This window comes from Bacillus daqingensis, from assembly GCF_042654445.1.
In the GTDB taxonomy this organism is placed as follows: Bacteria; Bacillota; Bacilli; order Bacillales; family Salisediminibacteriaceae; genus Alkalicoccus; species Alkalicoccus luteus.
In genome coordinates, this window is record NZ_JBHSGK010000003.1 from 313,146 (window position 1) to 333,491 (window position 20,346).

Genomic DNA, 20,346 nt, shown 5'->3' on the forward strand with positions numbered 1-20,346 from the left:
TTGGAGGATCGCTACTATGTTAGAGTTTGAAATGGAAACAGAATCACTCGCAACGATAAAGGTAATTGGCGTCGGCGGAGGCGGCAGCAATGCTGTCAACCGTATGATTGAAAACGGACTTCAGGGTGTGGAGTTTATTGCCCTTAATACAGATGCACAGGCGCTTCAAATGTCACAAGCCAGCGAACGTCTTCAGCTTGGCGGCAAGCTGACACGAGGTCTTGGCGCAGGGGCGAACCCTGAAATTGGCAAAAAAGCTGCTGAGGAAAGCCGTGACCAGCTCGAAGAACATATGCAGGGTGCTGATATGGTGTTTATCACAGCCGGAATGGGCGGCGGCACGGGAACCGGTGCTGCTCCGGTTATCGCTGAAATTGCCAAGGATGCTGGTGCTTTAACAGTAGGCGTTGTCACACGTCCATTTACTTTCGAAGGCCGGAAGCGGATGACGCAGGCAGCAGCCGGAATCGAAGCATTGAAAGAAAAAGTCGATACGCTGATCGTCATTCCAAATGATCGACTGCTTGAAATAGTCGATAAAAACACTCCGATGCTGGAAGCGTTCCGTGAGGCCGATAATGTTCTGCGTCAAGGTGTTCAGGGCATTTCAGATCTCATCGCTGTTCCGGGTCTGATCAACCTTGACTTTGCCGATGTAAAAACCATTATGAGCGAAAAAGGCTCTGCACTGATGGGAATTGGTGTTGCCACAGGAGAAAGCCGTGCAGCGGAAGCTGCCAAAAAAGCTATTTCCTCTCCGCTTCTTGAAACGAGCGTAGATGGTGCACAAGGCGTACTCATGAACATTACAGGCGGAGCGAATCTCAGCCTGTTTGAAGTACATGAAGCAGCAGAAATTGTTTCATCCGCATCGGATGAAGAAGTCAACATGATTTTCGGTTCGGTCATCAACGAAAACCTGAAAGACGAGATTGTCGTGACAGTAATCGCTACGGGATTTGATGAAAAAATCCAGCAGCGCACCCAAGTGAAGGCGGGACGTACATCACGACCACAGCAGGCGCAAGCCGGCAAGGAAGTTCCAAAACAGGAGCCGCAGCCGCAGGCAGAGCACCATGAGCCTGAACAGGAGCAGCAGGAAGAGGCTCTTGATATCCCTGCTTTTCTGCGTAACAGAAGGAAGCGCTGATCTGTCCAGCTGCTCATGAGCCCGGGAGAAGCTCTCCCCGGGCTCATTTTCTGTAACTGCTGAGCTTCAACGGGCCTTTCATTAGGAAGAAAAGATTGCCTGTTACCCTTATTTTCTTTATGATTATAGGTACAAGAGTCAAGTGGGAGGTCGACAGCAGTGTCCGTTTCAGAACAGTTAGCAGTTGTGAACGAGAAGATTCGAGCTTCTTGTCAAAAAAGCGGAAGAGATGAGAAAGATGTGACCATCATAGCAGTTACCAAGTACGTGTCGATTGAACGGGCACGAGAGGCGGTAGCAGCAGGCATAACAGATTTTGGAGAGAATCGTCTTGAAGGTGCAATGGAAAAGTATGAAGCTCTTGGCGATCACGTCAACTGGCACTTTATTGGCAGCCTTCAGTCGCGCAAGGTAAAAGATCTGCTTCATGCATATCGCATTATCCATTCACTGGACCGGAAGTCACTCGCAAAAGAAATACAAAAGCGCTCAGAAGATGGAATGACTACTGATTGTTTCATTCAGCTTAATGTAAGCGGAGAAGAATCCAAAGCAGGTATTCGAGCAGATGAGCTGCCAGGCTTTTTGGATATGCTTCAACATTATCCAGCCGTAAGAGTGATTGGTTTAATGACAATGGCCCCTTACACAGACGATCCGGAAGAAGTCAGACCTTACTTTCAAAAGCTTCGAGAGCTGCGCGATGAAACAGCAGCGAAAAAGCTGCCCCATGCTCCTTGCACGGAGCTGTCGATGGGCATGTCGAATGACTATCATATTGCAGTCGAAGAGGGAGCAACGTATATCAGGCTCGGTTCATCTCTCGTAGGGTCTCAATAATCTTCTGATCGAAAGGAGACAGCCATGACGTTTAAAAATAAACTTAAGCGGTTTTTCGACATGGAAGATGAGTACGAAGAAAAGGAAATTGTTGTCGAAGAAGAACCGGAAGAGTACCAGCCGCCTGCCAGAATTAAAAAATCGAAGAAGCAGGAGCGTCAGAACGTGGTCAGCCTCAGCTCCGTGACTTCACAGCAAGGATCAAAAGTGATGCTGCTTGAGCCGCACTCGTATGATGAAGTGCAGGATATTGCTGATGAATTAAAGAACAGGAAAGCAGTGGTCATCAACCTGCAGCGCCTTCCCCGTGATCAGGCAAGGCGGATCGTCGATTTTTTAAGCGGAACAGTTTATGCTATTGGCGGGGATATTCAAAAGCTGGGTGAACAAATTTTCCTTTGCACCCCTGATAACGTTGATGTCAGCGGCAGCATTTCTGAAATGCTTCACGAATAACAAGGAGAGTGGCACAAATGGCACTGCTCGGAGATATTGTCGTACAAGTGTTAAACTTGTACTGGATCGTCTGCATTATTTATATTTTCATGTCCTGGTTCCCCAATGCCCGTGAATCTGCGTTTGGACAGGCCATCGGCCGTATTGTAGAGCCCTTCTTTGCACCATTCCGGCAAATGATCCCTCCGATTGGCATGTTAGACATTTCCCCGATCGTTGCGCTGATCGGTCTGCGTTTTGCCATTCGGGGAGTAGAATTTCTGTTTGGATTGGTCGGGTGAAGAAGTAGATGAGTCTGTATGAACATTTCCGGAAAGATGAGCATCCGTTTATCGACCAGGTTACGGATTGGCTAGAGACTGTTGAAAATGAGTATCGAACTAAGCTGACAGATTTTCTCGATCCTCGTCAACAGTTTATCGTGACAAGTTTGACCGGTCAGGGAAGCGCTGTGCGCTGTGCTTTTTTCGGCGGAGCTGATAAGGCCGAACGCCGCAGGGCGCTCCTATATCCGGATTACATAGAACCTGAAAAATCGCTGTTTGAACTAGCTGCTTTTGAACTTGATTTCCCATCAAAATTTGTTCGCATGACCCATCCGCAAGTACTGGGTGCTTTACTCTCGCTCGGTTTGAAACGGGGGAAGTTCGGAGATATTATGATTAGCAGCAACGCGGTTCAGTTTGTTACGTGTGCAGATACGGCTGATTATGTCGAGCAGCATTTTCGTGAAGCAGGTCGTGCTCCGGTGCTGCCAAAACGAATTGAGCTGTCAGAGCTCAAGCTGCCCGATGAAGAAACGACGGATGTACAGGTAACTGTCTCCTCTCTCAGGCTGGACACGGTGACATCAGAGCTTTACAGGCTTTCACGTGCCAAAACAAAGCCATTGATTCAGCAGGAAAAAGTGAAGGTGAACTGGAAGATCACGGACGATCCTTCGTTTCGGATCGAAGAAGGCGATATGATTTCGGTCAGAGGAATGGGGCGTTGTAAAATAGTAGCGCTTGGCGGTACGACAAGAAAAGGAAATACAGTGCTCAAGGCTGAAAAAATCGGTTCTTCGAGCTGAGAAGGAAATTTGCTTCGCATGTCGAATTCATGCATATACAAACATTTTATGTGGAGGTGCCTTACATAATGCCATTAACACCGCTTGATATTCATAATAAAGAGTTCACGAGAGGGTTCAGAGGCTATGATGAAGATGAAGTCAATGAATTCCTTGACCAGGTCATAAAAGATTATGAAACGGTGACGCGAGAGAAAAAAGAACTCTTTGACAGGGTGAATGAGCTGGAGCAAAAGCTGAGTCATTTCTCTAACATTGAAACGACATTAAATAAGTCTATTCTTGTTGCGCAGGAAACTGCAGAGGAAGTAAAGCGAAATGCAGACAAAGAATCTAAACTTATCATTAAAGAATCGGAGAAAAATGCAGACCGCATTGTAAACGAGGCTCTTTCCAAATCTCGTAAAATTGCTTTGGAGATTGAAGAGTTGAAAAAGCAGGCAGCAGTTTACCGCACCAGATTCAAGATGCTCCTCGAAGCACAGCTGGAAATGCTGCAGACAGATGATTGGGAAGAAATCATCGATTCTCATGATGAAGCGCACTACGAGCCGCAGGAAGAGCGTTCTTGACGAAGAAAGAAACGTCGCTTATACTGATAGTTACTTTCATATAGGCTTAGACAGGGACGAGTAGCTTTTAGACTCTGCTGACCAGCGAATCGGGGACGGTGAAAGCCCGAGAGCAGGCTGAATGTGAAGATCACCCTCGAGCCGCAACCTGAACCTGCTTTCAGCAGCATTAGGGAAGCCGGGTCATGACCGTTACCTCATGCCTTAGAGAGCAGTTTGATAACTGCAGCTGGGTGGTACCGCGGGTTTTACGCCTCGTCCCTGTTTTCAGGGACGGGGCTTTTGTTTTTATCATGCAATTTACTTTTTCAGGAGGAATGAAACATGGATTATAAACAGACGCTGCTCATGCCGAAAACGGATTTTCCAATGAAGGGGAACCTTCCAAATAAAGAGCCGGCTATGCAGCAGGACTGGCAGGAAAAAGACATGTACGATAAAGTTCAGGAGCGTACGAAGGGGCGTCCACTATTTGTACTGCATGACGGACCTCCTTACGCCAACGGAGATATTCACATGGGTCACGCGCTTAACAAGATCCTGAAGGACTTTATTGTGCGGTCTCGTTCCATGATGGGATGGCATGCGCCTTATGTACCCGGCTGGGATACGCACGGTCTGCCAATTGAGACGGCACTTACAAAAAAGGGGAAAGTCGACCGAAAAAAGCTGAGCATTGCGGAGTTTCGTCAAAAGTGTGAAGAATATGCGCTCGGTCAAATCGACAGCCAGCGTGAGCAGTTTAAACGCCTGGGTGTACGCGGCGACTGGGAGAACCCGTACGTCACGCTCACACATGATTATGAAGCACAGCAAATTAAAGTGTTTGGTGACATGGCTAAAAAAGGATATATTTATAAAGGAAAGAAACCAGTTTACTGGTCGCCCTCTTCTGAATCCGCATTGGCAGAGGCGGAAATCGAGTACCACGATAAGCGTTCCCCTTCCATTTATGTGACGTTCGATGTTACGGAAGGGAAAGGAATTCTGCTGGGAGATGAGAAATTCGTTATCTGGACAACTACTCCTTGGACCATTCCTGCAAACCTTGCGATTGCGCTGCATCCTGAGCTGGAATATGCTGTCGTAAAGGAAAAGGGAGAAAAATATGTAGTAGCTCTTGGACTTTTAGATGAATTGAAGCAAGTGTTTGAATGGGAAGAGGCAGACATTGTTAAAACGTTCCGTGGTCAGGAACTTGAAGGCGTCCGCACGAAACATCCGCTTTATGACAGAGAATCTCTTGTTATTTTAGGAGACCACGTCACTCTTGATGCTGGTACTGGATGTGTACACACAGCACCGGGACATGGGGAAGATGACTATATCGTCGGTCAGCGCTATGACCTGGACGTTCTTTGCCCAGTTGATGATAAGGGTGTATTTACAGATGAAGCACCGATGTTCGAAGGACTTTTTTATGATACTGCCAACAAGCCGATCACGGAAAAACTTGATGAAGCTGGCCACTTGCTGAAGCTGACCTTCTTTACGCATTCCTATCCGCATGACTGGCGTACAAAAAAACCGGTAATCTTTCGGGCAACTGCACAATGGTTTGCTTCAATTAAAGATTTTCGGGAAGAACTGCTGCAAGAAATAAAAGAAGTAAACTGGCTGCCTGAGTGGGGGGAAACCCGCCTCTATAATATGGTTCGAGACAGAGGAGACTGGTGCATTTCCCGCCAGCGCGCTTGGGGCGTGCCAATTCCTATTTTTTACGGCGAGAATAACGAGCCGATCATCACGGACGAAACGATTGATCACGTTTCGAATTTATTTCGGGAGCACGGATCAAACATCTGGTTCGAATGGGATGCAGGTGAACTGCTGCCGGAAGGGTTTACTTCCGAGCATAGTCCGAATGGAACATTTACGAAAGAAACAGATATTATGGATGTCTGGTTCGACTCTGGCTCTTCGCACCAGGCGGTTCTTGAGGAGCGAGAAGATCTCGCCCGTCCGGCAGATGTTTATCTGGAGGGATCTGATCAGTACAGAGGCTGGTTCAACTCCTCCCTTTCAACATCTGTAGCCGTTACCGGCAAGGCCCCGTTCAAGTCCGTCATCAGCCACGGCTTCACGCTGGACGGCAAAGGCAAAAAAATGAGTAAGTCACTCGGCAACGTTATTGTACCTGATAAAGTCATGAAGCAGCTCGGCGCTGACATTCTGCGATTGTGGGTGGCATCTGTAGACTATCAGGCAGACGTGCGAGTATCAGATGATATTTTAAAGCAGGTGGCAGAAGCTTACCGCAAAATTCGGAACACGTTCCGCTTTCTGCTTGGCAATCTGCATGATTTTAACCCTGAGCATCACTCTCGTGCTTTTCACGACTTATCTGGAGTCAATCAATTCATGACGGTAAAGCTGCACGATCTCATCAAAGATGTGAAAACAGCTTATGAAACCTATCAGTTTTCAACGGTTTTTAACAAGGTACACAATTTCTGTACGATTGAACTAAGCTCGTTCTTTATGGATATTTCCAAGCATTCGCTTTACCTGGAACACGCTGACCATGAAGAACGGCGGGGGATCCAGACAGTGATGCATGAAACGCTCACGTCGTTAGTGAAGCTGATGAGTCCGATTCTGTCACACACTTCTGAAGAAGTCTGGGCGCATATTCCCGGCAGCAAATCAGAAGCAGTACAGCTGACAGACATGCCTGAGCCGGCTGCATTCCCTGGAACGGAAACGCTCGTATCCGAGTGGGATCGATTCATGGACCTGCGGGACGACGTGCTGAAAGCGTTGGAGCTTGCAAAAAATGAAAAAGGCATAAAGCGAAGCCTTCATGCGGCAGTAACCGTATATGCGGGGGAAAAAGATAAGCTCATGCTTGATAACACGGCTGATCTGCACCGTTTATTTATCACCTCCAAGGCTGTCGTAAAGCCGCTTTCCGAAGCACCTGAAGAAGCGTTTACAGGTGATGAAGCTAAGGTTCTTGTAGAAGAAGCAGAAGGGAATACGTGTGCACGCTGCTGGCACGTTCGCAGCGATATCGGCACACACGCCGATCATCCGGAACTATGCCCGGAGTGTGCGGAAACAGTGGAAACGTATTACGCAGATAAAGTCTAAACCCGGATACAGGGGGCCGTCAGTGTGAACTGCCGGTCCCTGTTCAGGGGAAAACGGAGGAAATGCGCTTGATTTATTACGTGATCGCAGCAGTTATTATCGGCGCTGACCAGCTGACGAAATGGCTTGTTATCGACCGAATGGAAATTGGACAGAGCATTGAGCTGATCGAAGGTTTTCTTTATTTAACCTCTCATCGGAATGCCGGCGCTGCTTTTGGTATTTTGCAAGGACAAATGTGGCTGTTTTACATCGCTACTGTCGTCGTGGTTGGAGTCATTATCTATATGATTCAGGCGAAGCTGGACGGCAGCCGCTGGTACGGAGTTGCGCTCGGTTTAATTCTCGGCGGTGCACTTGGAAACTTTATCGACCGGGTATATGCTGGAGCCGTTGTTGATTTTATCGATGTATACATCTTCACGTATAACTTCCCTATCTTTAATGTAGCAGATAGTGCACTTGTTACCGGTGTTATAATGGTGATACTGCATGTATTTATAGAAGAAAAACGTCAGGAGACGAATGCGACATGATTGAACATGAATTTCAGCCGGAAGAAACCGGCATTCGATTGGACAAATGGCTGAGCGATCATACCGATTGGACGAGAAGCGCTGTTCAGGACTGGGTGAAGTCTGGATACGTTAAGGTAAATGGCAGCCAGGAAAAAAGCAATTACAAGTTGAAAGCAGGAGATCTTATTCACGTGCAGGAGCCAGAACCGGAAGAGCTGGAGCTTGTTGCAGAGGATCTGCAGCTGGACGTCATCTACGAAGATCAGGATGTTATCGTCGTGAACAAACCTCGCGGAATGGTCGTTCACCCGGCTCCTGGACATCCGTCAGGTACGCTCGTAAACGGTCTGCTTCATCACTGTACTGACTTATCATCTATCAATGGTGTTGTCAGACCAGGTATTGTACATCGTATTGATAAAGATACATCCGGTCTGATTGTTGCTGCTAAAAACGACCGGGCACACCAGTCACTAGTCGAGCAGCTAAAAAATAAAACAACGAAAAGACGATACGAGGCTATTGTAGCCGGGATTGTTCCTCATGATAAAGGCACAATCGATGCTCCAATCGGGCGTGATCCGGAAGACCGTCAAAAGATGGCAGTTACCGACCGTCATTCCAGAGAAGCTGTGACTCACTTTCAGGTTATTCACCGCTACTCCAGGCATACGCATGTCAGCTGTGAGCTTGAAACGGGAAGAACGCATCAAATTCGCGTTCATATGAAGTATATCGAGTTCCCTATTGTCGGCGACCCAAAATACGGTCCAAGAAAAAAACACGACTTCCCAATCGAAGGTCAGGCGCTTCATGCAGCACTCCTTGGTTTCCGTCATCCTGTTACAGATGAAGAAATCCTTTGCGAAGTGGAGCCTCCGTCTGATTTTAACGCCTGCCTGACACATGCTGCTTCTTTTTAAGTTGACAAGTAAAACACGGTATGACATACTTTTTAAAGATGAATAAAGCCTTTAAATCAGTTCAGAGAGACTGGTAAGGAACGTTTCGGAGTCCATGGACTCCGTATATCCTCCTGCCTAGTTTCCTGGGCAGGAGTTTTTTGTGCTGGAGGTGGAAGTTGGTAATGACAAAAGAATTAATGGACGATCAGGCGGTGAGACGAGCCCTTACCCGCATTGCTCATGAAATTATCGAACGCAACAAAGGAATCGAAGACTGTGTGCTTGTTGGTATCAAAACACGAGGCGTTTTCTTGGCGCAGCGGCTGGCTGAACGAATCGAATCGATTGAAGGCGCAGCTGTAAAAACTGGTGAAATTGATATCACTCTTTACCGGGATGATCTGACGCATAAGCGTCATGATGAAGAGCCGGAAGTTCACGGTACGGAAATAACAACGGATGTGACAGACCGTAAAGTGATTCTTGTCGATGACGTGCTTTATACCGGACGGACAGTCCGGGCTGCTTTGGACGCAGTCGTCGATCTGGGCAGACCTGCACAAATTCAGCTTGCCGTTCTCGTAGATCGGGGCCATCGGGAGCTCCCAATCAGACCGGATTACGTTGGGAAAAACGTACCGACGGCTAAATCTGAAATTGTCGAAGTAAAGCTTCAGGAATCAGATGGGGAGGAAGGCGTCAGCATCCTCTAACCACCGAATATATACTATCAGCAGAAACCTCCCTTTTAAAGCGGGCCTGTGAGCCTGAAAAGGGGTGTGTTTTCTGAAAGCCTGTTCGTTACGGGCCTTTTCAGTAAACAGACCTCTTAGGGAGACTAAGAGGTTTTTTGCTGTTCAGGAGGTCATATTATGGAATCAAACACAGTAGGAATAAGAGAAGTACCTAGACTTGATAAATGGCTGATGCTCAGCATTCAACATTTGTTTGCCATGTTCGGTGCAACGATTCTGGTACCGCTTCTCACAGGATTAAGTCCTGCAGTAGCTTTAGTCAGCAGCGGACTGGGCACCTTGGCTTATCTCGTCATCACGAAAGGACGAATTCCCGCTTATCTAGGTTCTTCGTTCGCGTTTATTGCTCCGCTGATAGCGGCGGTCGGCATTGGAGGCCCCGAAGGCGCCATGATCGGAAGCTTTTTTGCAGGGATTTTGTATGGAATTGTAGCACTTATCATTCAGGCTACAGGTGTAAGCTGGCTCATGAAACTTCTTCCGCCAGTTGTGATTGGACCGGTTATAATGGTAATTGGACTCGGGCTCGCAGGCGTTGCGATTGAGATGGCGATGGAGAACCCCGCTACAGAAAGCTACAGCGGCACGCATTTTAGCGTAGCAATGATCACACTCGCAATAACCATTACAGCCGCAATCTTTTTCCGAGGATTTTTCAGCCTTGTACCGATTCTTACAGGAATTGTCGGAGGGTATACCACGGCCTGGTTTTTTGGACTTGTCGATTTCAGTGCTGTCCGGGAGGCAGCCTGGATCCAGTCACCAGAATTTCTCATTCCCTTTGTCACATACGAGCCTTCCCTAAACTGGACGATTGTAGCAATCATGGTACCGATCGCAGTTGTGACGCTCAGTGAGCATATAGGAGATCAGATGGTTCTCAGCAAAGTAGTGGAGAAAAACCTTGTAAAAGAGCCGGGACTGCATCGCTCCATTATGGGGGACGGGGTCGCAACTGTCATCAGCTCCCTTCTCGGAGGTCCGCCGAATACAACATACGGTGAAAATATTGGTGTCGTCGCTTTGACAAGAGTGTTCAGCGTTTTCGTCATAGGAGGCGCCGCTGTCGCTGCGGTACTGTTCGGTTTTGTCGGGAAGGTTTCAGCTCTAATTACCACAATTCCGACAGCTGTCATGGGAGGCGTATCCATCCTTCTTTTTGGAATTATTGCTTCAAACGGACTGCGTATGTTGATTGACAATCAAGTGGAAATTGGTAAAAAGCGCAATTTAGTTATCGTATCCGTCGTTTTGGTCATCGGCATTGGAGGCGCCTTTATCCAAGTATCAGATGATGTGCAAATTGCTGGTATGGCGCTCGCAACGATTGTCGGCATTTTACTTAACCTTATTTTACCGGGACGGGATCCTGTTAAAACGAATGAAGAAATGTTTCACGATATGAGCCGTAAAAAAGACGGCTCAGCTGCATAAGCAACACCTTTTAAAGCAGGTCAGTGAACCGGCAAAGGGTGACTGCTTCCGGTCTCTTTCCGGAAGCTCAGGCACCCGTGCATCGTCAACGGGTGTCTTTTTTTGCCAGTAACCTGCAGCGCTCATTTTCAAAGGAGGTATTCGATGAAATCATTAACGTCACTGCAGCACCTGTCGGATCAAGCTATTTTATCAATTCTCGAGCAAGCGGACGGAACCGAATTTCCGGACTTTGCTAATCGAATGGCAGCAAACGTTTTTTTGGAGCCGAGCACACGAACGAGGTGCAGCTTTGAAATGGCAGAGATGAATCTCGGAATGCGCTCGCTTTCGATTGATGAAGCCGGATCGAGCCTCCAAAAAGGGGAAACGCTCTACGATACGGTTAAGACACTGGAGGCGATCGGCGTAAGTGCGGTCATTATCCGCAGTAAAGAAAAAGCATTTTATAACGAGCTGCAGGATGTTCATATTCCCATCATCAATGCGGGAGACGGATCTGGTGATCATCCGACACAATCGCTGCTGGACCTGTTGACGATTAAACAGGAATTTGGTTCGTTCCGCAGTCTGCAGATTGTGATCAGCGGAGATATTCGTCACAGCAGGATTGCTTCTGCCAATGCATCAGTCTTGAAGCGGCTCGGGGCAGAAGTTTGGTTCAGCGGTCCTCAGGAATGGATGCCGGATGGGATCACGCCGATTTCAGCAGATGAGGGGTGCAGACAAGCTGATGTGTGGATGTCGCTCCGAACACAGCTGGAACGGCACGATGCGATGGAGCCGGTGTTTCCGAACTACCTGGAACAGTTCGGATTGACGCCTGAGCGTGCTGAAAGGTTTAAGCCGCATACGATCTTAATGCATCCAGGCCCTGTGAATCGCGGAGTGGAACTGCATACATCACTCGTTGAAGCTCCTTTTTCCCGGATCTTTAAGCAGATGGCAAACGGTGTAAAGGTTAGACAGGCTGTTCTAGCTGAGGTGTTGAAAACAAAGGAGGAAAAACGCTATGAAAAAGCTGTATAAAGGTGCACAAGTTTATCAAAACAGAAAGCTGGTCAGACAGGATATTGTGGTTTCCGAGGAAACCGGGCTGATTGAACAGATGGCTGGAGAGCTTTCACCAGACACAGCGGATCAAACAGTCGATGTGAGCGGGCTGATAATTAGTCCAGGCTTTATCGATGTACATGTTCATCTTCGTGAGCCAGGCGGTGAACAAAAAGAAACAATCAGCTCCGGGACGAAGGCAGCAGCTAAAGGTGGATACACAACAGTGTGTGCGATGCCAAATACGAAACCGGTGCCGGATACGAAGGAGCAGATGGAAGCACTGCAGAACATGATCAGCCGCAATGCGCACATCCGTGTGCTGCCGTACGGTTCCATCACGATCCGTGAAGCTGGCAAGGAGCTTACCGATGCCAAAGCATTAAAGCACGGAGGCGCTTTTGCGCTTACTGACGATGGAGTCGGTGTGCAGTCGGCCGGTATGATGTATCGAGCTATGCAGCAGGCTTCAGAAGCCGGTATTCCTGTCGCTGCCCACTGTGAGGATAACAGCTTGCTATTCGGAGGGCATCTTCATGCAGGGATAAAAGCGGAAGAGCTTCACATTAACGGGATTCTTTCTTCAGCAGAATCTGTACATATTGCAAGAGACGTGCTGCTTGCAGAAGAAACTGGAGCACATTACCATGTCTGCCACGTCAGCACAGAAGCATCCGTCAGAGTAATCCGGGATGCAAAACGAGCCGGCATTCACGTGACAGCTGAAGTGTCCCCGCATCACCTGCTGCTAAACGAAGAGGATATTCCAGGAGATGATGCTCAATATAAAATGAATCCGCCGCTTCGGAGCCGCAGAGACCAGCTTGCATTAATAGAAGGACTTATCGACGGTACTCTCGATTTTATCGCGACTGATCATGCACCGCATACAGAAGAAGAAAAATCCGGGTCTATTCAGCATGCGCCTTTCGGTATAACAGGCTTGGAAACGGCCTTCCCGCTGCTGCACACGTTTTTTGTGAAAACGAAACAGTTTAAGCTGGAGGATCTGCTCGGTTGGATGATTGATAAACCAGCTTCTGTCTTTAACCTGCCTTACGGAAAGCTGGCTCCTGGACAGCAGGCTGAATTTACGGTGCTGGATTTGGAGAAACAGCGAACGATTGATTCCTCCAGCTTTGTCTCGCGCGGGAAAAACACTCCATTTAACGGATGGGTAACAGTTGGTCAGCCAGTGATGACAATATTTAATGGAAAAGAAGTTTGGAAAGAGGGGAAAGCATAATGCGGAAATTAGTACTGGAGAATGGAGCAGTCTTTAAAGGGAAGGCGTTAGGCAGTGATCGGGCAGGGCAAGGAGAAGTTGTTTTCAATACGAGTATGACGGGCTACCAGGAGATAGTAACAGATCCATCGTACCGTGACCAGATCATATGCATGACCTATCCGCTGATTGGCAATTACGGCATTAACCGCGATGATTTTGAAAATATAATTCCACACTGCGCTGGTATGATTGTTAAAAAAGCGGCAGCGAATCCGAGTCATTTTCGCCAGGAACGGACGCTTGATGAGTGGTTACATCACCACAACATTCCTGGTATCCAAGGCATCGACACACGCAAGCTGACGAGAATCATCCGTACAGGTGGAACGATGAGAGGGGTGCTTTCAGATAGTGCGGAATCTGTGGAAGAGGCACAGATACGAGCGGCGGCTGTTCATAGCAGTGATCAGGTTCGTCAAGTTTCAGCTTCTCAGCAGTACTGGTACCCGGGGCGCGGGCGGCACCGGATTGTCCTTATTGATTACGGGGCGAAAAAAGGCATTATCAGCCATCTGCTCCAGCAGGAATTTGAAGTCATTTCGGTGCCATGGAATACGACAGCAGAAGACGTCCTCTCCCTTTCACCGGACGGCGTCATGTTAAGTAACGGCCCCGGAGATCCGCAGGATATTCCGGAGGCGGTGCAGCACGTTCGAAAACTGGCCGATGTCCTGCCGGTGTTTGGCATTTGCCTCGGGCATCAGCTGCTGGCGCTTGCTTTTGGGGCGGACACAGAAAAAATGACGTTTGGACACCGGGGCGGGAACCACCCTGTCCGCCATCTTGAAAGCGGAAGAGTAGCGATCACCTCTCAAAATCATAGTTATACGGTAAGAAAAGCATCGCTTTCCGGAACGGGACTTCATGTATCGCATGTCAACGTCAACGATGGTTCAATTGAAGGATTGAAACACGAGACGCTTCCAGTATTCAGCGTACAGTATCACCCGGAGGCCGCTCCTGGACCGACGGAATCCGCTATTTTGTTTGACCAGTTCAAAGCGCTCGTACATGAGCAGACAGGGGGAACGATTCATGCCTAAACGAACAGATATTCAAAAAATCCTCGTAGTAGGGTCCGGACCAATTATTATCGGTCAGGCGGCTGAATTTGATTATGCAGGGACACAGGCTTGTCAGGCTCTGAAGGAAGAAGGATATGAAGTTATTCTCGTCAACTCTAATCCGGCTACGATTATGACCGATGCTGCAACGGCTGACAGTGTCTATATTGAACCCCTGACCCCTGAATTTGTCACTTCAGTGATCCGCAGGGAGCGGCCGGACGGCATCATTGCGACGCTTGGGGGACAAACTGGTCTGAACCTTGTCATGGAACTGGAAAAGCAGGGGATTCTCGAGCGTTACAGTATTGAACTTCTGGGAACCGACTTGGATGCGATCCGCCAGGCAGAAGACAGAGAAGCATTTCGTGAATTAATGCGCACTATATCTCAGCCTGTGCCGGATAGTGAAATTGTTCATACAGTTGAAGAAGCAGAAGTATTTGCCAATGCGATCGGACTTCCAGTTATCGTGCGTCCTGCCTATACGCTCGGCGGTACGGGCGGAGGAATGGCGCACACAGAGGCACAGCTTCGAGAAATCACGGCTCAAGGACTTTACGCGAGTCCCGTTAACCAGTGCCTGATCGAAAAAAGTATCGCCGGCTTTAAAGAAGTGGAATATGAAGTGATGCGCGATAAAAGCGGGCAGTCGATAGTGGTCTGTAATATGGAAAACCTCGATCCCGTCGGCGTACACACAGGAGATTCTATCGTAGCAGCTCCCAGTCAGACACTCTCAGACAGAGAGTATCAAATGCTGCGCACCGCTTCACTGGATATTATTTCTGCACTTGGCATCGAAGGCGGCTGCAACGTTCAGTGTGCCCTTGATCCTCACAGTGAAGATTATTACATCATTGAAGTGAATCCGCGTGTGAGCCGCTCATCTGCCCTCGCTTCCAAAGCAACAGGATATCCGATCGCCAAGCTTTCAGCTAAAATCGCCGTCGGTTACAGATTGGATGAACTGCAAAATCCGGTTACTAAAAATACATTTGCAAGCTTTGAACCTGCCCTGGATTACGTTGTTACAAAATGGCCAAGGTTTCCTTTTGATAAGTTTGATTCTGCCAATCGCACGCTCGGCTCGCAAATGAAAGCGACTGGAGAGGTGATGGCAATCGGCAGAACCTTGTCTGAATCTTTGCTGAAGGCTGTTCGGTCGGCCGAGATCGGGTTGTTTCACCTGATGCCGGAAGATGCGGATCGAACGGATCTGCGTGGAAAGCTTGCAGCACAAGATGATGAACGCCTTCTTTATTGCGCAGAAGCGCTTCGCGAAAGATGGACGCCGGAAGACATTCACGCTGTTACTGCTGTTGATCTTTACTTTCTTTATGAAATTCAGGAGATCGTGAAGCTCGAACAGAGGCTTGAAACAGAACCATTATCGAGTGAACTGCTTCAGGAAGTGAAAGAAGCAGGGTTTTCGAATCAGGCAGTCTCCCACTTTTCCGGAAAAGAGATCGAGGCAGTCGAAGCGATGCAGGAAACACAGAAGCTGTACCCCGTTTTTAAGATGGTGGATACGTGCGCAGGAGAGTTTGCATCTGCTACACCTTACTATTACAGTACATTCGAAGAGGAAAATGAATCGATTGTAACTGCGAAGCCTTCTATTCTGGTGCTGGGGTCCGGGCCAATCCGGATCGGCCAGGGGATCGAATTTGACTACGCGACTGTACACACGGTTAAAACGATTAAGGAAAGCGGCAGGGAAGCCATTATCATGAACAATAATCCCGAGACTGTTTCGACGGACTTTGAAATATCAGACAAGCTTTATTTTGAGCCGCTTACCATTGAAGATGTAATGAATGTGATTCGGCACGAAAAGCCGGAAGGAGTCATTGTCCAGTTTGGTGGCCAGACGGCTTTGAACCTCGCTGGAGAATTGGAAAAGCGCGGGGTGCCAATTATTGGGACTTCCCTTGAGTTTCTTGATGCGTGTGAAGATCGGGATAAGTTTGAAGCCACTCTGCAAAAACTAAATATTCCACAGCCAGAGGGAAGAACGGCCGTATCGGTGGATGAAGCTGCAGCCATTGCGTCCGGCATCGGCTACCCGGTCTTAATCAGACCCTCCTACGTTTTAGGAGGAAGAGCCATGCAGATTCTTTATCATGAGTCAGAGCTTGTCACGTATATGAAAAAAGCTGTCAAGGTTAATCACAACTATCCGGTGCTTATTGATAAGTACCTCGTCGGGAAAGAAGTGGAAGTCGATGCCGTTTGTGACGGCGAGACAGTTGTTATTCCAGGGATTATGGAGCATATAGAGCGGGCCGGGGTACATTCCGGAGATTCCATTGCTGTCTATCCGCCTCAGAATATCAGTGACCTTGTCAAAGAAAAACTGATAGACTACACGATTAAACTGGCAAAAGGGTTTCAAGTAAAAGGACTTATGAATATTCAGTTTGTCATTCAGGAAGATGATGTCTATGTACTGGAAGTAAATCCACGCTCCAGCAGAACCGTTCCGTTTCTCAGTAAAATTACGGAGATGAATATGGCAGAAGCGGCGGTAAAGAGCCTGCTTGGTCAATCACTTAAAGAGCAAGGCTTTATCTCCGGCCTGCTGGATGAGCCGGAGGAAGTATCCGTTAAGGTACCTGTTTTCTCCTTTCAAAAGCTGCGCAGCGTCGACATAACGCTCGGACCTGAAATGAAATCAACAGGAGAGGTAATGGGACGCGATCATTCTTTGGAAAAGGCTCTATATAAAGGACTGGTAGCATCAGGTATGGACGTGCCGCTGCACGGCAACGTGCTCTTTACAATCGCCGATCAGGACAAAGAGGAAGCAGGGATTCTTGCTCAACGATTTCATCAGCTCGGTTTCGATATCACTGCAACTCCTGGCACAGCGGCGTATTTGAGAGGTTTAGGTATTCCTTCCGAGACGGTTTACAAGGTCGGCGGAGGAAAGCCGGATATGCTGGACCTAATTTCAACTCGCCAAGTACAATACATTGTAAACACACTGACGACTGGCAAAAAGCCCGCAACGGATGGTTTCCGGATCCGTCGGGAGGCAGTGGAACGAGGCATTGTCTGTAATACGTCGCTCGATACGACAAAAGCAGTACTGCAAGTGATTGAGTCGATGCACTTCAGTACCATTCCGGTAAGGGAGAAGCAGGCGGTGACTGTATGATCAAAGAAAAACTGAAGTTAGTGGAGAAGGAAGAAGTCGCAAAAAATGTCTACAAATTCACCATGGAAGGTTCTCAGATTCCGTCTCAATGCACACCAGGCCGATTTCTGCACGTGCAGGCAGGGGATGGGAGAGCGATGCTGCTAAGAAGACCTATCAGCATAAGCGCTGCTGATGAACGAACGGTTGTCATTATCTTTCGAGCGTCCGGGGCAGGGACAGAAGCAATTGCCTCCGTAAGGATCGGGGATACGATTGATGTGTTTGGCCCTCTCGGCCAGGGATTTCCCATGCTTGAGGATGGTACAGCTCTGCTGATAGGCGGCGGGGTAGGAGTACCGCCGCTCTATTTCCTTGCGGAAGAGCTGGTAAAAAACGGTGTCAGCGTAAAAGCAGTTATTGGCTTCCGGTCAGCTGAAGATGTGTTTCTTGAAAAAGAGCTTCGCCACCTGGGCGAAGTAGAAGTAACAACGGAAAACGGCTCATACGGCACAAAAGGATACGTCACTGATGCTGCACTACTCAAATCAGCGTTTACCACCTTTTATGCGTGCGGCCCGAAAGCAATGCTGCGTCCGCTTCAAGATACGATGGATGCTCCTGGCTACGTCTCTCTTGAAGAACGAATGGGATGCGGAATCGGGGCCTGCTTTGCCTGCGTATGCGATAAAAAGGAAGGCGGCTACGTGAAAATATGCAGCGATGGCCCTGTGTTTGAGAAAGGAGTGGTTCAGCTGTGAGCAGATTAAAAACGGTGCTGCCGGGTTTGGATATGAAAAATCCAGTGATGCCGGCTTCAGGTTGTTTTGCGTTCGGCGCGGAATTTGCTGATTTGTACGATCTGTCACTGCTTGGAGCCGCTGCGGTAAAAGCAGCAACACCAGAGCCCAGGCGCGGCAATCCGGTTCCAAGAGTAGCTGAGACAGACAGCGGGATGCTCAATGCAATCGGGCTTCAGAATCCAGGTGCCAAAGCGATCAAGGCGGATCATCTCAACCATTGCGGACAAGCCGGGATTCCCGTACTGGCTAACATTGCAGGCACCTCCATCGACGATTACTGCGAAGCAGCAAGTGTGATGGCGGATGCCCCGGAAGTTGGGGCGCTGGAGCTTAATATTTCCTGTCCAAATGTGAAAGAAGGCGGCATTCAATTTGGTAATGATCCGGAGCTCGCTGCCGAAGTAACGCGGGCTGTCTGCAACATCTCCAACAAGCCCGTTTATGTAAAGCTTTCTCCGAATACCGGGGACATCTCAGCGATTGCGAAATCCGTCGAGAAAGCTGGCGCTTCAGGTCTCAGTATGATCAACACATTGATAGGCATGCGCCTGGATACGGAAACGGGAAAGCCAATATTAGCAAATAAAACCGGAGGACTTTCCGGACCGGCAGTCAAGCCTGTAGCAATTCGAATGATTTATGAAGTAAGCCAGCAAACGGACCTCCCAATTATCGGGATGGGCGGAATTTCATCGGTTGAAGATATTATTGACTTTTTCAGTGCGGGGGCATCTGCTGTCGCTGTGGGAACAGCTAATTTTCAAAACCCGTTCATCTGTCCGGAGTTGATTGAGCAATTGGATGAATGGCTTGCAAGACGGCAAATAGCGCATGTTTCTGATTTAACAGGAAGGAGTTGGAAATCTTGCGGCGTCCCATCATTGTAGCACTGGATGTTGAAAATAAAGCAAAAGCATCGATGCTCCTGGAGCAGCTCGGGGGCGATGTCTATGTCAAAATCGGCATGGAGTTGTTTTATAAGGAAGGCCTTTCTTTTGTTGAATCTGTTAAACAGCGCGGACATGGAGTATTTCTGGATGTCAAAATGCATGACATTCCCGAAACTGTCAAGCGGGCGATGACGATTGTCGCTGCTTCCGGAATTGATCTTGTTAATGTCCATGCACTCGGCGGAAGACGCATGATGGAAGCAGCCCGGGAAGGCATCGAAATTGGTTCAGGCTCTCCCGGCCGTCCTGCACTGATTGCTGTGACCCAGCTGACGAGTACTTCTGATGCGCAAGTTGTTGCGGAACAAGGCGTGACGTCCGGATTAGCGCATTCGGTTGAACAGCTTGCTCTCCTTACGAAGCAGAGCGGGTTGGATGGGGTCGTGTGCTCCGTTCATGAAACAAAACAGATTAAACACGTTTGCGGCAGTGATTTTCTTTGTGTCACACCTGGAATCCGCTCGGCTCAAACAGCAGAGCACGATCAGGTGCGGACCGCGACTCCCGCTGATGCTGCAGCAGCAGGAGCAGATGCGATTGTGTGCGGCCGGCAAATTACGAGAAGCAGCAATCCTTATAAAGCGTATCAAGCAATTCAAAAGGAGTGGTTAAGCAATGAACCAGTATAAGGCAGCGGAATTGCTGCTTGATATAGAAGCTGTTGTCCTATCACCTGAGCACCCGTTTACATGGAGCTCCGGACTGCAATCCCCTATCTATTGTGATAACCGTTTACTGATGAGTTATCCGGATGCCCGTAAACAAGTAGCAGAATGGTTCTCCGCAAAAGCTCGTGAGCTCGGTGCGGATATAATTGCAGGCACTGCAACAGCAGGAATTCCACATGCTGCCTGGGCTGCTGATCTGGCCGGACTGCCCATGATTTATGTACGGAGTTCACCAAAATCACACGGGCGGAAAAATAAAATAGAAGGAAATCTTCCGCAGGGAGCGAAAGTATTGATTGTTGAAGATTTACTTTCAACAGGAGGATCTGCCTTTAAAGCAGCGGAGGCTGTTGAAGAAGAAGGCGGCATTCCGGTTGGCATTGCAGCCATTTTTACATACGAACTGCATATTCTTCAGCGGCAAATTGAAAAACGTTCTTTTCCCGTAGAGGCATTAACGTCTTTTCCGATTCTGCTTGATACCGCAAAAAGCCGGAAAGTTATCTCCGGCCAAGAGGCAGATCAGTTAGCGAACTGGAATACAGATCCTGCAGGATGGAGCGATGCTTTTACAAGGAGTTGA

The 20,346-nt window shown here is 48.4% G+C and carries 19 protein-coding genes and 1 other annotated feature; all 19 genes read left to right on the forward strand.

The window, feature by feature from the left end; genetic code table 11:
- The first annotated feature begins 16 nt into the window (after nt 1-16).
- The 19 genes from ftsZ to pyrE all read left to right on the forward strand — a co-directional run bounded on the left by ftsZ (nt 17) and on the right by pyrE (nt 20,346).
- Entirely contained in the window at nt 17-1,150 is a 1,134-nt protein-coding gene (gene ftsZ, locus ACFO4L_RS02865) for a cell division protein FtsZ (protein WP_377908143.1), read from the forward strand.
- Nucleotides 1,151-1,309: 159 nt separating this feature from the next.
- Nucleotides 1,310-1,990, forward strand: a complete 681-nt coding sequence (locus ACFO4L_RS02870) for a YggS family pyridoxal phosphate-dependent enzyme (protein ID WP_377908144.1) — start codon at nt 1,310-1,312, stop codon at nt 1,988-1,990.
- A 24-nt stretch (nt 1,991-2,014) separates the two neighbouring features.
- Nucleotides 2,015-2,446 (forward strand): cell division protein SepF, encoded by a 432-nt coding sequence (locus ACFO4L_RS02875; RefSeq protein WP_377908145.1) that lies wholly within the window; start codon nt 2,015-2,017, stop codon nt 2,444-2,446.
- 17 nt (nt 2,447-2,463) lie between these two features.
- Entirely contained in the window at nt 2,464-2,727 is a 264-nt protein-coding gene (locus ACFO4L_RS02880; RefSeq protein ID WP_377908146.1) for a YggT family protein, read from the forward strand.
- Between the two features lie 8 nt (nt 2,728-2,735).
- Nucleotides 2,736-3,518 (forward strand): YlmH family RNA-binding protein, encoded by a 783-nt coding sequence (locus tag ACFO4L_RS02885; protein WP_377908147.1) that lies wholly within the window; start codon nt 2,736-2,738, stop codon nt 3,516-3,518.
- A 68-nt stretch (nt 3,519-3,586) separates the two neighbouring features.
- A complete protein-coding gene (locus ACFO4L_RS02890; RefSeq protein WP_168004717.1) occupies nt 3,587-4,090 on the forward strand; it encodes a DivIVA domain-containing protein in 504 nt (167 codons plus the stop codon).
- Nucleotides 4,091-4,128: 38 nt separating this feature from the next.
- Nucleotides 4,129-4,356 (forward strand) — a binding site (T-box leader).
- A 58-nt stretch (nt 4,357-4,414) separates the two neighbouring features.
- Nucleotides 4,415-7,183 (forward strand): isoleucine--tRNA ligase, encoded by a 2,769-nt coding sequence (ileS, locus tag ACFO4L_RS02895; RefSeq protein WP_377908148.1) that lies wholly within the window; start codon nt 4,415-4,417, stop codon nt 7,181-7,183.
- 68 nt (nt 7,184-7,251) lie between these two features.
- On the forward strand, nt 7,252-7,719 hold the full coding sequence (gene lspA / locus ACFO4L_RS02900; RefSeq protein WP_377908149.1) for a signal peptidase II: 468 nt from the start codon (nt 7,252-7,254) through the stop codon (nt 7,717-7,719).
- Complete coding sequence (locus ACFO4L_RS02905; RefSeq protein WP_377908150.1) at nt 7,716-8,624, forward strand: RluA family pseudouridine synthase; 909 nt, start codon at nt 7,716-7,718, stop codon at nt 8,622-8,624. Before lspA ends, ACFO4L_RS02905 begins: the two co-directional genes overlap by 4 nt.
- A gap of 164 nt (nt 8,625-8,788) precedes the next feature.
- Nucleotides 8,789-9,319 carry a bifunctional pyr operon transcriptional regulator/uracil phosphoribosyltransferase PyrR gene (gene pyrR, locus ACFO4L_RS02910; RefSeq protein WP_377908151.1) on the forward strand — a complete coding sequence of 177 codons (531 nt, stop codon included), beginning with the start codon at nt 8,789-8,791 and terminating at the stop codon, nt 9,317-9,319.
- 159 nt (nt 9,320-9,478) lie between these two features.
- Nucleotides 9,479-10,795, forward strand: coding sequence for a solute carrier family 23 protein (locus ACFO4L_RS02915; protein ID WP_377908152.1), 1,317 nt, complete (start codon nt 9,479-9,481; stop codon nt 10,793-10,795).
- A gap of 144 nt (nt 10,796-10,939) precedes the next feature.
- A complete protein-coding gene (locus ACFO4L_RS02920) occupies nt 10,940-11,824 on the forward strand; it encodes an aspartate carbamoyltransferase catalytic subunit (protein WP_377908153.1) in 885 nt (294 codons plus the stop codon).
- Nucleotides 11,808-13,094: a dihydroorotase gene (locus tag ACFO4L_RS02925; RefSeq protein WP_377908154.1), complete on the forward strand. Its 1,287-nt coding sequence runs from the start codon at nt 11,808-11,810 to the stop codon at nt 13,092-13,094. The genes ACFO4L_RS02920 and ACFO4L_RS02925 overlap by 17 nt, the downstream gene beginning before the upstream one ends.
- Nucleotides 13,091-14,179, forward strand: coding sequence for a carbamoyl phosphate synthase small subunit (locus ACFO4L_RS02930; protein ID WP_377908555.1), 1,089 nt, complete (start codon nt 13,091-13,093; stop codon nt 14,177-14,179). The genes ACFO4L_RS02925 and ACFO4L_RS02930 overlap by 4 nt, the downstream gene beginning before the upstream one ends.
- On the forward strand, nt 14,172-17,363 hold the full coding sequence (carB, locus tag ACFO4L_RS02935) for a carbamoyl-phosphate synthase large subunit (RefSeq protein ID WP_377908155.1): 3,192 nt from the start codon (nt 14,172-14,174) through the stop codon (nt 17,361-17,363). The genes ACFO4L_RS02930 and carB overlap by 8 nt, the downstream gene beginning before the upstream one ends.
- Complete coding sequence (locus ACFO4L_RS02940) at nt 17,360-18,103, forward strand: dihydroorotate dehydrogenase electron transfer subunit (protein WP_377908157.1); 744 nt, start codon at nt 17,360-17,362, stop codon at nt 18,101-18,103. The genes carB and ACFO4L_RS02940 overlap by 4 nt, the downstream gene beginning before the upstream one ends.
- The gene (locus tag ACFO4L_RS02945; RefSeq protein ID WP_377908158.1) at nt 18,100-19,032 is read left to right on the forward strand and encodes a dihydroorotate dehydrogenase; all 933 of its coding nucleotides are present in this window, start codon (nt 18,100-18,102) and stop codon (nt 19,030-19,032) included. The genes ACFO4L_RS02940 and ACFO4L_RS02945 overlap by 4 nt, the downstream gene beginning before the upstream one ends.
- Entirely contained in the window at nt 19,011-19,724 is a 714-nt protein-coding gene (gene pyrF / locus ACFO4L_RS02950; protein ID WP_377908159.1) for an orotidine-5'-phosphate decarboxylase, read from the forward strand. Before ACFO4L_RS02945 ends, pyrF begins: the two co-directional genes overlap by 22 nt.
- Nucleotides 19,711-20,346, forward strand: coding sequence for an orotate phosphoribosyltransferase (gene pyrE / locus ACFO4L_RS02955; RefSeq protein WP_377908160.1), 636 nt, complete (start codon nt 19,711-19,713; stop codon nt 20,344-20,346). The genes pyrF and pyrE overlap by 14 nt, the downstream gene beginning before the upstream one ends.

Excerpts from the sequence above, each read along its gene's own strand:
- ACFO4L_RS02905 (WP_377908150.1), top strand. The coding sequence starts at position 7,716 with ATGATTGAACATGAATTTCAGCCGGAAGAAACCGGCATTCGATTGGAC.
- ftsZ (WP_377908143.1), top strand. The coding sequence starts at position 17 with ATGTTAGAGTTTGAAATGGAAACAGAATCACTCGCAACGATAAAGGTA.
- ACFO4L_RS02915 (WP_377908152.1), top strand. The coding sequence starts at position 9,479 with ATGGAATCAAACACAGTAGGAATAAGAGAAGTACCTAGACTTGATAAA.
- ACFO4L_RS02875 (WP_377908145.1), top strand. The coding sequence starts at position 2,015 with ATGACGTTTAAAAATAAACTTAAGCGGTTTTTCGACATGGAAGATGAG.
- ACFO4L_RS02890 (WP_168004717.1), top strand. The coding sequence starts at position 3,587 with ATGCCATTAACACCGCTTGATATTCATAATAAAGAGTTCACGAGAGGG.
- ACFO4L_RS02940 (WP_377908157.1), top strand. The coding sequence starts at position 17,360 with ATGATCAAAGAAAAACTGAAGTTAGTGGAGAAGGAAGAAGTCGCAAAA.
- ACFO4L_RS02885 (WP_377908147.1), top strand. The coding sequence starts at position 2,736 with ATGAGTCTGTATGAACATTTCCGGAAAGATGAGCATCCGTTTATCGAC.
- ACFO4L_RS02925 (WP_377908154.1), top strand. The coding sequence starts at position 11,808 with ATGAAAAAGCTGTATAAAGGTGCACAAGTTTATCAAAACAGAAAGCTG.
- pyrE (WP_377908160.1), top strand. The coding sequence starts at position 19,711 with ATGAACCAGTATAAGGCAGCGGAATTGCTGCTTGATATAGAAGCTGTT.
- carB (WP_377908155.1), top strand. The coding sequence starts at position 14,172 with ATGCCTAAACGAACAGATATTCAAAAAATCCTCGTAGTAGGGTCCGGA.
- ACFO4L_RS02920 (WP_377908153.1), top strand. The coding sequence starts at position 10,940 with ATGAAATCATTAACGTCACTGCAGCACCTGTCGGATCAAGCTATTTTA.
- ACFO4L_RS02880 (WP_377908146.1), top strand. The coding sequence starts at position 2,464 with ATGGCACTGCTCGGAGATATTGTCGTACAAGTGTTAAACTTGTACTGG.
- ileS (WP_377908148.1), top strand. The coding sequence starts at position 4,415 with ATGGATTATAAACAGACGCTGCTCATGCCGAAAACGGATTTTCCAATG.
- pyrR (WP_377908151.1), top strand. The coding sequence starts at position 8,789 with ATGACAAAAGAATTAATGGACGATCAGGCGGTGAGACGAGCCCTTACC.